Genomic DNA, 14949 nt, shown 5'->3' with positions numbered 1-14949 from the left:
TATATGATCGACCTTGCTAGTTTGAGTTTAACTGTCACCGATAGTTTTGGTGAACAAACTACATATAAACTCAAATACCCTTGTGTATTAGTATACTATCTGGTCTACGCTCATAACTTTGTAATTTTTATATTGTTTGTAGGGTGTTTTAAAACCGGCTGATATCTGAGTTCTAATTGTAGATACCTGCTCTAAAAAATATGTGTTATATGCCTTGTCTGGCTTTGCAGACTTAGAATTAAGGGTTACACCAAGCTGGGTGGCATACCTGATTATATGCGACCTAGGATCTGCTCCAAGACCTGCTACCCTACCACCAAAGCCATAGTTGGTATTGAAAAAGCTAGAAATCTGTCCGTTAAGTAGATTATAATTTTCACTCATCCTACCAATCTGCTTTAGTCCATATATATCCATCATAAATTTAGTTGAATTTCTTTGAGATAGCTCAGCTATAATAAACTTATCACTAACCAACCTATTCAATAGCACTTCGTCTATGTCTCTGGATGTTGGATAGAAGTTTATATCATTTCCGTACTTAGAAATATACTTGCTGATCTCATTGGACACATATGCCTTCTTAGATATCCTGTCCATACCACTTGGGATTTTAATTTCTTCATATGGTGTATCTATCTTTGACGACTTGTCCCTAAGCTCAGCAAGAAGCTCTTGCTTATGGTCATGACCGAGTGACTCTTCATCAACTATACTGATAAACCTCTCTGCACCCAATGTTTTTGCTATATCGACTATTTCCTTGGCATCTGTCTTTTTTTCATAGTCAAGGGATATATCAAAGTTTTCTGCTAGGTCTTTGACATCTTTACTTGAGAAAGCAGATATAGTTATTATATCCTTTCTAGCCCTGTCTAAACTTTTAATATAATGTATTATACCAGAATTTTCAGAAGAAACAACCAAAGTATTTATATCTTTATCATTTTTTATCTTATCAAATATTTTATTCATAGCCTGACTATCCATATCATCTGGTAAAATGCTATGACTTATGTCTAATTTTTCATCCTTATCATGTTTTTTCTGGTATTCATTATTCTTCACTAAGGCTTCAGCTGATGAATATTCATTGGGTTGAAGCTTCTCACTGTCAGTAAGTATCACCACTTTAGTAAATTTATCATATTTTGTATCGACAATTTCTTTTTTCTTTTCCCCTGAACCACATGCTGTCAATGTAGCCATCAATACTAAACCTACCAGGGTAAATCTAATTTTCTTAAAAGTCATATCAACAATATACCTCCTAGTAAATTCTTGGGCTTAGGTATATAGACCTAACATATCCATAAGCAGAACCTGAATACTGGGGTTCAACTAAAAGTCCCAATTCTTGATTAGCCCTATCCCTGATAGAAGAATCCTCATAGCATTCCTCTAAGGCAAAGCTCTTATCGTACATATATAAAGCTGTCTCTATTGCTATCTCAGTAGTAATCCCCTGTCTGCTCTCACTTAGTCCAGCTATTCTACCTTTCATATTCTTCTTTTCAAGAACTGATGAAACCTTCTCGTCAAAATCTTTTCGTTTTAGGCTATGCATTTCTTTTTCAAGCCCTAGCTCCTTGGCTAGTATAAGAGAATCTTGGTCACTATTTATATTAGGTACTATGTAGCCCAATTTCAAGGAGTCCTTTAATATATCCCCCGTCAATTTCACCTCACTAGTATATACTGCTATTTCCTTGCCATTTTCTTTGACAAGCTTGTCAGTAACCTCATGTATCTTGCCTGATTTCACATCATTTATAGACATAGGCACTTCTACAAACTTGATTGATGACTGGTTGCAGTATTCTCTAGCTTCACTTAGGTCTAGATACTGTTCTGGGTCATTAGAATCTTTGTTGTATATATAGGCAAAAGTATTAGCTCCCATCTGGCTTGATAGGGTAGCTATATTCCTTGCTTTCCTATTTTCATCAATATTCATAGCAACCTCTATATTAGTGTCCTTTCTAAGATTCCTACTGTCATCTTCTCTGGATTCCTGCATATCAGCCGCAATAGTTATTATACCAGGTAGCTTTTTCTTGACCTTGTCAAATACGCTTATAAGGCCCTTGTTTTTTGAAGATATAATCAAGACCTTAACATTTTTATCTATGCTATTTGCAATTTTGTCTATTTCTTTTTGTTCAAAATCACCCTTGACTGGTGGCAAGTAGTTTATCGCAATATCGTTATTATTAAAATACTTGTTATCTATGTACTGGCCCTTAGGCATATAGACAGTTATCTTAGACTTTTTATTTGTATATTTTGCATTAGTTTGATCTTGCTTATTTCCTGAAGAACAAGCGCTTGTAAGTGCCAATATAGAGCAAAGAATCAAACTAGAAACACATTTTTTCATTTACTTCCTCCTAACCCTCATATCCATTTGGGTTTTGTTTTTGCCAGTTCCAAGAATCTCTACACATATCATATATATCATACTTGGCTGTCCATCCTAATACCTTTGAAGCCTTTGTAGAATCCGCATAAGAGACTGCAGCATCCCCTGGTCTTCTAGGACAAACCTTATAAGCTATATCAATACCTGATGCCTTTGAAAAGGCCTCAATAAGCTCGTACACACTGTATCCCTTACCTGTTCCAAGGTTTATATGTTGTAGACCGAATCCACCCTCTAGAAGCTTTTCTATTGCATTTACATGGCCACTCGCTAGGTCTAAAACATGGATATAGTCCCTAACACCTGTTCCATCCTTGGTATCATAGTCATCTCCAAATACATTTAGATATGGTAATTCACCCAGGGCAACTTTGGTCATATATGGCATTATATTGGCTGGAATTCCTGTACTCTCCTCACCAATCAAACCAGATTCATGGGCACCTATAGGATTGAAGTATCTCAATATAGCAATTGAATAGCTATCGTCAGCATTATAAAGATCCTCTAATATCTGTTCACCCATCACCTTAGTGCTTCCATATGGATTCACACTAGTTCTTGGGTAGTCTTCCTTGACAGGTAGGTGTTTTTCTTCTACTACACCGTAAACAGTTGCAGAAGATGAAAATACAATCTTCTTTACATCATACTTGTCCATCAGCTTCAAGGTATTGATCAATGAAAACAAGTTGTTATCATAGTACTTTATTGGATTCTTTACAGAGTCTCCCACAGCCTTGTAGGCTGCAAAATCCACCAATAAGTCTATATTGTTTTCTTTAAAAACCCTCTCTAAATCTTCACTCCTAGTATCGACCTTATAAAATTTAGGCCTCTTACCACTTATTTTTTCTATTCTATCAATAACTAATTCATAGCTATTAGAAAGGTTGTCTGCTATTATTACGTCATAGCCTCTATTTATCAATTCTACAGCAGTATGACTTCCTATATAGCCAGCACCACCTGCTAATAATATGCTCATTCTTCCCCTCCTAAATCATTTTACTTGCAATATCAGAATCAACTATTTCAATTAAATTATCTTCATCCATTTTTGAATCTCCCAAAATCAACCTATCTAGGTCAACCTCCCTATAGATTACGCTTTTTTGTCTCTCTTCAAAATCACATAACCTATATTCTTTGTTTAATATATCATTTATAATCACTATCTATATCCTCCAGTATAATAAAAGTCGCTGTCAACCTTCATTTTTCCAAACTTCATCAATGAATATAAATCATCTATAAGGTCTTTTCTTAAAATTTTAGAATCTTTGTCTACACTAAACTGCCTAAATACATGGGCTGACTTTATCCTATCCATCATCTCTAGCTTTACCTCATCCTCATCCAATGTCATATAATTTGAATAGATGTTTTCATATATTTCAAATACTTTTTTGACAGTTCTTGATACATAGTGAGGTAGTAAATTGTATATTAGGTGACTAAGCTTCTTGTAGGATAAGTCACAATAAAAATCCAACTGGTATAACTCAGACTCTTTCATCCTCTTGGCAACCGACTTTCTCATTTCTAAAGGGAGAAATAATTGGTTTACATTTTCCATGCACTTTATAATTTCAAAAATATCTTCTTTGATGTCATTTCTTATCTCAAAAAAGAGTCTTTCAAGCCTTTCTATCTGTGAGAGATCACATGATTTTCTAAGTGACCTAAAGTAGTTTAATTCATTAGTTTCAAGTATTTCAGCCATATATACTGAAGTTAAGTCTATACTCTCCAACCTATCATGAAGGTCTAAATACAGGTCATTGATAAAATTTATCTTGTCAACGCTAGTGATATCCCTGTCAGCCATATATTGGTACTTGCTATTCATAGCGTATATATGACCGTAAAAATTAAATACGATCATATCGGATATAGATTTTATCCAATTTTCATATACCTCGTCCATACCTACAGAATCCAGAAGGGTCCTTTGATACTCAGAAAAAATTTCCTCAGATAAATCTTTCAATAAACTTTTTCTAATGTTAATTACAATATATTTATCCTTATATTTGATTTGTGTCTCAACATAAAAGTCTATATCACTGTCCTTATCATCTATAACTGAAATATCAGATACCAAGTTTTTCTCAATATCAAGAACGCACTTATCGTAAGACTTGTATATACCAATCCTATCTTGATCTACCTTGATAAAGAATGGCCTATACTCTTTTGTATAGCCTATGTACTCATTTGATACAGGCTTTATCCTATCAAACCCAATCTCTTGAGCATTTTTGTCATTTAAATATATATTATACACATCCTGACCATCATAAACAATATAATAGCCATCTCCTATATCCAACTTTGTAAATTCATGGATACTTTTGCATATAACTTCTTTTTTGGACTTCTTCTCATACATGACAAAGAGATCTTCATGCCTTATAAGGTACATATGCTTTTGTAGGTAGTCATTGGAGTTCATGATTCCACTCACCTTACAAAATACAATAGGGTCATTCTTAGGTAAAAATCCCAACTTGAAGTTTTCATTTACCAGTTCATCAAAATTTGAAGGTATAAAATCGTTGATTCTCTTGGTAATAAAAGATATCTTCCTGCTAACTTTAGACTCTCTATCACTATAGAAATAACCCTTTATAGTCAGCCTATCTTCATCTAGGCAATATGCCTCAATATCCTTGTAAGAAAACTCAAACCTCTTGTCCCAACTATTGAATACAAACCTCTTGTCTGCCCTTTCAAAAGTTCCTGCATAAGCCTCTCTTGAATCTATAGTTACAATAGCCGACTTGTCCTCAAAGTCAAATATCATTTCATCAAGTCCATCATTTATCTGTGCAAACTCTTCCATATCCAAAACCATAAGCAGGTTGGTAAATATGTTAGAAGTCTGTCCATCTTCTGATACATAAAAATTGATACTAGGAGATACGATGTTTATATTATCCCCATCAACCTCTGCTTTTAATTTAATCTTGCTTTCTGTATAGGAATACTCTAGGTGGTCTTGTTCAGCTTCCTTTAAACAATCAACCTTGGAAATATAAATATTTCCAAGGTTTGTTAAGTGTAGGCATTTATCCTCTAATTTATATTCTTCAATTCCACTTAGGGCAAATCCTGATTCAGCAACAAAAATCACTTTTTCTGAATCTGACAAAAGATTACCCCCTTATTGCTTACTTTTTAATCCCGCTTCGTAAATTTCGTCTAAGTTAGAAATATATCCAGCATTTTTGCCACTCGATACAATTTGATTTTTCAAATCATTATAGTCAGTTTTAAGTTGTTCGGATGTCAACTTAGGAATCCTTGTTTCAAATGCTTTAATTTTAAGGTCATAGTACTTGTTCTGGGCAGATATATAATTCTGTATGCCCTTTGCACCTATCCTACTTGATTCAGCTGCAGCCTGGTTGTAATCGAAATACTCACCAACCTTCAACATATAGTAGCCAGCATTTCTTACGACAACAGGGTTAACTCCTCTTGCCTTAAAATTATTGGCAACGGATTCTGCACCATCTTTGTCCTTTGTAGCCCCTACAAATACTGTATAGTAACGACCCTTATTCTTGTACTCATCTGCTTGCCTATCTAATTCTGAAGCCTGCTTTGTTATAGAATCCTCTTCTTCTATCTTAGAGTTCTTCTTTGCAAGTTCCTTTGTATCAACTTCATCACCCTGGTCCTTAGTTGAACCCTTAGTCTTGTCTTGTGACCTCTTGTCAGCCTTCATCTGGCTTGTCTTGTTTGTCTCTGAAACACTAGGCGTTGAAAAGTTCTTTATTACATGAGTATATCCAAAGAATACCACCAACATAAGGGCTATAACTATTACCGAATCCCTCACTATCTTACCCTTTGTATATCCAGGTTCATCATCAGATTTTATCTTTGAAAACATACTAGTTATACCAGATTGTAGTTTTGATTTTGTATCTTCTTCACTGTCTTCAAGTACATGAGTATTTTTTGAAGCCTTTTTAGAGAATAGGTTCTTAGGCTCATCGTATTCAAATTCATCTATTTCCCTATCCTTGCTGTACTTCTTAAGCTCTCTTTCAACCTTTTTGCTTGCCATTTTTTCCTTGAAAGCATCATATTTGTCCTTTAGGCCAAATATACCAGTATCCTCAAAATCATCTTCAAAGTCTTCATCTTCTTCTATTTCAGACTCTTCATATGTATCAAGGTCCTTTTGGGGTTCATTGGATGTCCTATCTTCTTCAAGGTCAAGTGACTTGTTTAGCTTATTTGACTCTATTTTTGCTATGTCCTTACTTTCAAGTTTCTTTGACCTTACCTTGTCTTCACCTGTCATAGATATCATATCTTCAAGTTCTTTAAACTCTTCTTCAGTAGGATTCTCTTCAGTAAAATCTTCCTTAGTAGAATCTTTTTTGATATCTTCATTGTCACCAGCCTTACTTACCTTGCAAGTCTTAACTCCATTTTTGTATATGATATCTTCTTCCTTTACAAATACATCAGAATTTCCAAAGTAAGGAGCCATGATATTATTTTTTAGGTTTTCTGCTATATTTCTTTCATCCTTTAATTTATCAAGTTCTTTTTTACTCTGAACATTTTCCTTGTTCTCACTCTTTTGTCTCAACTTTAGAATTGCAACTGCACTCTGGTCCTGAATTTCTTTTTGGTTTGACCTGAACTTTTCATCGGTTGAATATGGTTCTTGAACATCTTCTTCATCTTGTTCCTCATCATATTCCTCATCAGATTCTTCATATTCATCATCCTTTTTAGCAAAAAATGATCCTATCTTAGACAAGAATGATGGCTTATCGTCTTCATCGTAGTCTTCATCATAGTCTTCGTCATATTCTTCGTCGTATACTTCTTCTTCCTCATCATCATAGTATTCATCGTCATAATCTTCATCTTCAGTATCAATCTTGTTGAAGAACTTAGCAAAACCAAACAGCTTCTTTCTAGGTCTTTCATCTTCATCAAATTCATCATCTTCATACTGGTATATAGAATCCACTTCTTCTGCGATAGTTCCATTACCACTGAAAGATTCTACCAACCTTAGGTACTGAGTTGTAGACAATTCATCTTCATCTGGGCTCATACTCTCTCCAAAGAAGTTGCTGTTTTCCATATTAAAGTCACACTTTACAATACTCTGACACTCCAACCAAGTCCTTTTGTCCATGAAAGTATTATCTCTAACCAATCTCTCAACGATCTCTTTGAACTGTCTTTCGCCGATTTTACCTGCTACAAATAATCTGAAAGTATTAGCAAATAACTTTCTATTGTCAGCAGAAACATAATCCATCAATAATACAACGCATGAAACATATTCCTTATATTCTTCTGAGAAGAGATAAGACATCTCGCTCATTTTTTCCATTTCAGATGTCTTTCTATGTACATCATTAATTTTAACAAGTACCTCAGGGGCGCTAAGCATTGAAACATACTTTATAAAGCTCATACTCTTATGTTCATCAGCTAGTTCTTCGCTACCAACCTGCTCTTCATCAACTAGGGCTTCATCCTTGAATTCTCTCTTTTCTTTTGTCGCAGTAAAAAGAATTGAATTTATTTCATTAAAAATTTCATTCATTATATCTATTTTAGCTGACTCTGTACTCATTTCAAGAATAGGACTATACTTGTCTACATCCAGAGAGATAACATTAATTACCATACCAAGAATGTCCTTATAAAGGTTAAGTATTTTATAGTCATTTTCTATTTTTTCTATTCTTTTAAATCCAGTATTCTTATCATAAGACAAAAATATCTTCTTGTCCTTTTCATTGAGTACCTTATTGCCGTTCTTCATAGCATTGTTAACATACTTTCTTGAACTATCAGTTATGTTTTCAATACTCTTATCAACTGTTTCTGTACTAAATATTACATCGTTCTGGATCCATACTTCAAGTATAGATTCCAACTTTTTAATTATTGATTTATAGAAAATAATATTATATCTCAACAACTCTATATATTTTTTTTCATCTTTATTTACTTTTTCATACTTATTCTTCAAAGCCTTGTCAAGATCTGAATTGACTTTAGACTTGTCTACTATAAAATGTTCATCTACTTCTCTTACCGCTTCTTTTATAAGACCTTTTCCAATGTTATTCAAAGTATTCACTCCTTATTTATATTAGTCCTGTGCACACAAATTCATATTTTAATAATAATATATTTTTGGTATAATACTTTAGTAAAAGTTTTTACAGTAAATATACCAAATTAAATACTTATAGTTATTATACCATAAATTATAGATAAGCTCTGCATATTTCCCAAAATAATAGGTATAATTAAACAATATATATACGAGGAGGACTAGATTATGTTTGACATTAAGATTTTTGAAAATTTAACACTTGAGGAAAAGTACCAAAGTATGCTATCAGCCCTAATAGGACTAGTTGATAACAGCGACTCTCAGACAGCAAAGTTGGCCAACTCATCAGCACTGATAAATGCTCTTGTAGGTAGACTAAATTGGTGCGGATTCTATCTAGATAACGGAAAGGAATTAGAACTCGGCCCATTCCAAGGTATGCCAGCCTGCACAAAAATACCTTACGACAAGGGTGTCTGTGGTAAATGCTATTCAACTAAGGAAACAATTATGGTTGATGACGTCAATGCCTTTCCTGGTCACATAGCCTGTGATGCTGCATCAAATTCTGAACTTGTTATACCTATTATTGTAGGAGAAAAGTGTGTAGGCCTACTAGATATGGATAGTGCTGAACTATCTAGGTTTACTCAACTAGAGGAAAAATACTTGAAGGAAGCAGTAAAGCTAATAGAAAAATATGTCTTCTAATTTATAAATTATAGCTTCATTTTTTATTATTTATGACTATGTATATATTATATACTCTTGAAAATACATCTATAAGAATGGTAGAATATATACATTCAATAATTTAAAAGGGGGTAAAGTTTATGAATTTCAAAAAAATTTCATCTCTTTGTATTGCAAGTATACTGGGATTATGTCTTTTCACAGTCAGATCCATTGGTAGCACAAACTCAATAGATTCTAAGGTCTTAAATGCTCATAAAAACAAAAAAGACTACAAGGCCCCTAAATCCAAGGCAAATAATTTTGTAAGAGCCAGGGTGGTCAAGGTTGTAGATGGAGACACAATCTCTGTTAGTATTTCAGGTAAGGTCCATAAAATCAGGATGGTCGGTGTTGATACACCTGAAACAGTTCACCCTAAAAAACCAGTTCAATACTATGGAAAAGAGGCAAGTAACTATACAAAGTCCCAACTTACAGGAAAAACAGTATACCTACAAAAAGATGTAAGGGATACAGATAAATACGGTAGGTTGTTAAGATATGTATGGATTCAAAGACCGTCATCTAATAATCCTAGCAAAAATGAAGTAATATCTATGATGTACAATGCTCAGCTAGTAAAAAACGGATATGGTCATGTATACACTTATCCACCTGATGTAAAATACATCCCTATTTTCAGAGAACTTGAATCCCTAGCTAGAAAAAATAATATAGGTCTTTGGAAGAAATCTAATACAAATCCAAAACCTATTGAAAAACCAAAGCCTACTGCAAAACCAAAGACTACTGTAAAACCAAAGACTACTGCAAAACCAAACCTATCTTCAAAACCTAAAAACACACAGGTTGTAACTCAGGGCAAGGGGCCTGTTAGGGCTAATAAAAGAACCAACATATACCATATGCCTGGTGATAGGTACTACAATAAAATCAGCCCAAAAAATATAATATACTTTAGGAGCCCTCAAGAAGCAGAATCTGCTGGATATAAGCACTCTAAAGTTTAAATAAATAAGGCAGGACCTAGATACGATATCTTAGGTACTGCCTTTTTTGCAATACTAATTTCTATGCTTATGTCCACAATAACCATCATGGTGGTGACCTTCACTGTGGTCATGTCCACAACAACCGTCATGGTGGTGATGGCTATGTTTACCTTTATTTTTACCCATATCTTCGACTAGGTCATACCTTTCCCTATCAATATCTAGCATATCTTCATCATCCATATCACTTTCAAGATTATCTAGCATGTCTTGGGCTACTTCTAGAGTTATAGCTACCTTGTCCACTATTCTGTCAATATAGTATTCATCCGCTATTCTCTCATCCTTGTAGGTACACCCTATCATCCCATAAATCTGCATCAGGTGCATATTTATCTCCATTGTCTTCCTAAGATTGCCTATCTCTTGGATTGCCTCCTGCTTGTCTAAAGATTTTAATCTATCATCCATAGCAAAGGCATCTAGCATTGTGTCTCCCATGTATGACCCTAATATAGACAGTATGCAGGCAACATCTAGTATACTCATACCTTCCTGTTCATCAATTTCATAGACATAGTGGTTGGCAGTTCCAAATGTATTCACCTTATATTCTACCAAATCAATATCTATTGGCCCAATTTCAAGAATCCTATCTATTATTGCCCCTTTGTCTCCTACCAAGAAATCTACAGACTCCATGTCATCTTGAGTCATTAGGACCATATTGTACTCAGACATTACAAGCCCTAAAATATTTATTAGTTCTAGGGTACTTAAGTCCTTTGTCGCATTCACTTCAAAGATATTTTTTTCAATATCCATCTTTAAATTTATTCTATTCGTTTCTTTCATGGTACACCTCCATAATATGATTATAAATAACAACTTTATAAGTATTACAAGTATTGCTTTCACTACTAGACCTTTATACAATACCTATTCAAGTTACATATAAAAACGCTTATCCTATAATTGACTATAATTATAGCAAATTTGTTGGGTTTTTTCCACTCTTATATAAAAGTAAACTTGCAAATATTTCTATATGTTGCTTCATTAGCCCATCATAGTCCATTAAGAATTATAGCTAAATGCACAATAAATCTAAAAACAGAGAGGGCAATACCCTCTCTGTCAAATAAGATAATTAAATTGACCGTTTATTATAGAGATTCTGCATAGATAGCTCTTACAACTTCTCTAGTTGCTTCTACTGGAGCACATCCCAATAGTCCATCAAGTGATGGTGTAGTGAATGCTAGTTCAGTCAACTTGTCTAGATGGTCTTCTGAAAATCCTTCATCTTTTAGAGTGTTTGTAAGTCCTACAGATCTTAACCATTCCTTGATTAGTTCAGCAGCCTTGTTGGCATCTATATCTTTTTCATCACCAAATATTGGTGCAAATACTTCTTCTATAGTTGCTCTTCTTGATTCAAAAGTATGTCTAACTACTGCTGGAAGTAGTATTCCTAGTCCATATCCATGAGTGAAATCAGTCTTTATAGCACTTAGTGGATGTTCCAGAGCATGTGTAAAGTGTAGTAATCCATTATCAAATGATGAACCTGCTATCATAGATGCATATACTAGGTAGTATCTAGCTTCTATATCCTTAGGGTCCTTTAGAGCCTTTGGTAGGTAGTCATGTACTAGTCTAACTACTTCTTTTGCAAGTAATATACTAAGTGGGTTGGCTACTACTGATGTACAGGCTTCAAATACATGGTTAACTGCGTCTACAGATACAGACATAGTCTGGAATTCTGGTAGGCTTACCATTAAGGCTGGATCATCTATGGCATACATAGGATATATACAGTCATATGCTATTGCTGGTTTGTATTCTTTTTCTGGTATAGATACAACAGCAAATCTATCTACTTCTGTTCCTGTTCCGTGAGTAAGGTTGATAGCTATTACTGGAGCAGCCTTATCTGGTGTAAATTCGAACTCATAAAGGTCTGCACAAGTCTTTTCTGGATATGATAGCAATATAGCAGTTGATTTTGCTGCATCTATAGGGCTACCACCACCTATACCAATTACACAGTTGGCTCCTATTGTTTTAGCTAGAGCTACTGCATCATCAACGTCCTTATGCTCTGGATTTGGAGTGATCTTATCAAATAATACATATTCTATATCATTTGCCTTTAATGCTGGCTCAACTACATCCCAAGCACCTGTCTTTTTATATGCACCCTTGCCTGTAAGTATAACAATATTATCTAGACCTTTTGCCTTTAATTCCTGAGCTATGTCATTGAACTTGTTAATTGCACCAGCTCCTAGATATGCTGTAGTTTTTAATCTTATCTCCTTGACTTCATTTACATTAATGTCTTTTTCCCACATGGTAAAACCTCCATTATATATTTTTTATATGCTCTCCCAACCCTATTTGAGGTGGATAATATCTAGCATAAATTCATTATATTATTCCTGATTAATAAAGTCAATATTTTAACTATAATTTATGTGTTTTCATTATGTTTTTGTTTAATTTTTGCTATCATATTTTTATTTTGGGATAATATCCGAGAATTTTTTGAGTATTTTTCTATTTTAACGGTTCTATCAATAGAAATTTACAATAGTCGATTGTTATTTTAATAGCTATATTGATATATAATATCTTTTTTGATCTTATCTTTTATTTATACTGGGTATGTAATATGGTATAATATTACATTGGTGACACTATTGTGCTTTGCCAATATAACAAGAATATAGAGCCAAAACTCTAAAATCAACTTTTGGGAGGTATATATGACAATAGCGGATAAAAATTTACAAAATCTTTGCAATGAAATAATGACTTCAAATAATTCAACTGAAGGCGAAAAAGTAAGACCTAAATATGCTGATGGTAGCCCATCTCATACAATATTTGTCAACCAAGTGTTCGAAAAATATGACCTATCTAAGGGGGAACTTCCAATAGTTACCCTACGACAAACAGCATGGAAGTCTGGTATCAAGGAGATACTATGGATATATCAGGACCAGACAAACGACCTTGACATATTAAAAGACAAGTACGGTATAACTTGGTGGGACGAATGGGATATAGGGGACAGGACAATTGGCCAAAGATACGGTGCAACTGTTAAAAGATATGACCTAATCAACAAACTTCTTGATGGCCTAAAGAACCAGCCATACGGTAGAAGGCATATAATCAATCTTTATCAGGAGGCGGACCTTGCTGAGACTAAGGGCCTACACCCTTGTGCTATGGAAACTCAGTGGACTGCTCGTGATGGCTACTTGGATATGACCTTGATACAGAGATCATCTGACCTCTTAGTTGCCAATGCCATCAACAAGATCCAGTACGTTGCCCTACAGATGATGGTAGCACGTCATGTGGGTCTAGAACCAGGTGTCTTCTGTCACTACGTAAACAATGCCCACATCTATGACAGGCATATTGATCAGGCAAAAGAAATAATGTCTAGGAAGCCTCAGGAAAATGACGAATCAGTAAGACTTGTTCTAAATCCTGAAAAGACTAATTTCTATGATTTCACTATAGATGATTTTACTATGGAAAACTACAATCCAGTAAAACCAAACCTTAAATTTGAAATGGCTATATAGGTGATATCATGTTAAATATGAATATATCAAATGAACCAAAGAATAACGATGCTAGACTTGCTCCAGTAAAAAATATATATATGATAGTTGCAATGACTGAAAAAACAAATGCAATTGGTATAAACGGAGATATGCTATTTTACCTAAAGGATGACCTTAAGTATTTCAAGGAAACCACTCTCAACCACACTATTGTATGTGGTAGAAAGACTTATTTCTCATTCCCAAGAAGGCCCCTTCCAAATAGAAAAAATATAATCCTTACTCGTGGGGATGGTTCCTATGAGGGTGCCTATACCCTACATTCCAAGGAAGAACTTGTAGATTATGCAATAAATAATCCCAAGGAGGATATTTTCATATGCGGTGGAGACAATGTTTACAAGCAGTTTATGGATGTAGCTAGCAAGCTATACGTTACTATTATTGATGAGGATCAAGCTGTTGAAGCTGACTCATTCTTCCCCAAATTTTGTGATGATGAGTGGCAGTTGGTCTTTGAATCTACCTATATAGAGCCTGAAACTGCACCTAGGTATAAATTTACGGTATACGATAGAAAATAATTTAAGTATTATACAATAGGAAAGAGTCTAAAAATAAAAAAGTCTAAAAATCTGAACTACAAAACGCCGAACATTGTACCGACCCCCAAAAGTTAGACCTAAAAACCTAACGATTGGGAGGTCGTTTTTTTTTCATGGCAAAATATACATTCGAACTCAAAAAAAAAATTGTATCTGAATATTTAACCAAATAATCATGACCACCCGTCCAACGGGTGGTTTGCACACGGGCTATAAGCCCAAGGGTTACCGGCCAGCGTCTAAAGGCGCTGGCTTTCACTCTGTTCAAGCTCGGCCTTTGACTCGTCGCTACCCTTTAAAGGGTATTTGTATTACTTGCCATCCCTAAAGGGATCTTCATACTCCTTGACACTTAATTTGTCCAAAGCTATATCGTGTCTTTCCTGTTCCTGAATATATTTCCTTATTGTTGCCTCATTTAATCCCACAGTACTTACATAATATCCTTCAGACCAAAAGTGTCTATTTCCAAATTTGTACTTTAAATTTGCGTGCTTATCGAACATCATCAATGCACTTTTTCCTTTGA

The 14949-nt window shown here is 34.4% G+C and carries 13 protein-coding genes; 4 read left to right on the top strand and 9 right to left on the bottom strand.

The annotated features are described in order from the left end of the window. Positions 1-87 precede the first annotated feature (87 nt). The 6 genes from F823_RS0102575 to F823_RS0102550 are packed head-to-tail and all read right to left on the bottom strand — an operon-like array spanning position 88 to position 8558. Positions 88-1254 carry a DUF3798 domain-containing protein gene (locus F823_RS0102575; RefSeq protein WP_019595348.1) on the bottom strand — a complete coding sequence of 389 codons (1167 nt, stop codon included), beginning with the start codon at positions 1252-1254 and terminating at the stop codon, positions 88-90. 16 nt (positions 1255-1270) lie between these two features. Then, positions 1271-2380 (bottom strand): DUF3798 domain-containing protein, encoded by a 1110-nt coding sequence (locus tag F823_RS0102570; RefSeq protein WP_019595347.1) that lies wholly within the window; start codon positions 2378-2380, stop codon positions 1271-1273. A 10-nt stretch (positions 2381-2390) separates the two neighbouring features. Next, complete coding sequence (gene galE, locus F823_RS0102565; RefSeq protein WP_002844761.1) at positions 2391-3410, bottom strand: UDP-glucose 4-epimerase GalE; 1020 nt, start codon at positions 3408-3410, stop codon at positions 2391-2393. 10 nt (positions 3411-3420) lie between these two features. After that, entirely contained in the window at positions 3421-3597 is a 177-nt protein-coding gene (locus F823_RS11135) for a hypothetical protein (RefSeq protein WP_002843747.1), read from the bottom strand. Further along, positions 3597-5579, bottom strand: a complete 1983-nt coding sequence (locus F823_RS0102555; protein WP_019595346.1) for a hypothetical protein — start codon at positions 5577-5579, stop codon at positions 3597-3599. Before F823_RS0102555 ends, F823_RS11135 begins: the two co-directional genes overlap by 1 nt. A 12-nt stretch (positions 5580-5591) precedes the next feature. Continuing rightward, positions 5592-8558 carry a sporulation and cell division repeat protein gene (locus F823_RS0102550; protein ID WP_242831485.1) on the bottom strand — a complete coding sequence of 989 codons (2967 nt, stop codon included), beginning with the start codon at positions 8556-8558 and terminating at the stop codon, positions 5592-5594. A 204-nt stretch (positions 8559-8762) separates the two neighbouring features. On the opposite strand from F823_RS0102550, the gene F823_RS0102545 reads away from it, so the two are divergent. Together F823_RS0102545 and F823_RS0102540 are read left to right on the top strand one after the other, a co-directional pair. Next, a complete protein-coding gene (locus tag F823_RS0102545) occupies positions 8763-9248 on the top strand; it encodes a GAF domain-containing protein (protein ID WP_002844757.1) in 486 nt (161 codons plus the stop codon). A gap of 122 nt (positions 9249-9370) precedes the next feature. After that, positions 9371-10243: a thermonuclease family protein gene (locus F823_RS0102540; RefSeq protein WP_002844756.1), complete on the top strand. Its 873-nt coding sequence runs from the start codon at positions 9371-9373 to the stop codon at positions 10241-10243. A gap of 54 nt (positions 10244-10297) precedes the next feature. Here the strand turns inward: F823_RS0102540 and F823_RS0102535 are convergent, their stop codons facing one another. Together F823_RS0102535 and F823_RS0102530 are read right to left on the bottom strand one after the other, a co-directional pair. Next, positions 10298-11080 (bottom strand): hypothetical protein, encoded by a 783-nt coding sequence (locus tag F823_RS0102535; RefSeq protein WP_002844755.1) that lies wholly within the window; start codon positions 11078-11080, stop codon positions 10298-10300. A 311-nt stretch (positions 11081-11391) separates the two neighbouring features. Beyond that, positions 11392-12585: an iron-containing alcohol dehydrogenase gene (locus tag F823_RS0102530; protein ID WP_002844754.1), complete on the bottom strand. Its 1194-nt coding sequence runs from the start codon at positions 12583-12585 to the stop codon at positions 11392-11394. A 414-nt stretch (positions 12586-12999) separates the two neighbouring features. Between F823_RS0102530 and F823_RS0102525 the strand changes: the two genes are divergently transcribed. Both F823_RS0102525 and F823_RS0102520 read left to right on the top strand, forming a co-directional pair. Next, complete coding sequence (locus F823_RS0102525; RefSeq protein WP_002843727.1) at positions 13000-13833, top strand: thymidylate synthase; 834 nt, start codon at positions 13000-13002, stop codon at positions 13831-13833. 8 nt (positions 13834-13841) lie between these two features. Further along, entirely contained in the window at positions 13842-14399 is a 558-nt protein-coding gene (locus F823_RS0102520) for a dihydrofolate reductase (RefSeq protein ID WP_002844753.1), read from the top strand. 332 nt (positions 14400-14731) lie between these two features. Here F823_RS0102520 and F823_RS0102515 read toward each other — a convergent pair. Then, the coding region (locus F823_RS0102515) for an IS200/IS605 family transposase (protein WP_019595344.1) at positions 14732-14949 on the bottom strand (218 nt) is incomplete at its 5' end.

Source organism: Peptostreptococcus anaerobius VPI 4330 = DSM 2949, from assembly GCF_000381525.1.
In the GTDB taxonomy this organism is placed as follows: Bacteria; Bacillota; Clostridia; order Peptostreptococcales; family Peptostreptococcaceae; genus Peptostreptococcus; species Peptostreptococcus anaerobius.
The sequence above is the reverse complement of the archived record's forward strand: the minus strand, read 5'-3'. Positions and strand labels throughout refer to the sequence as shown.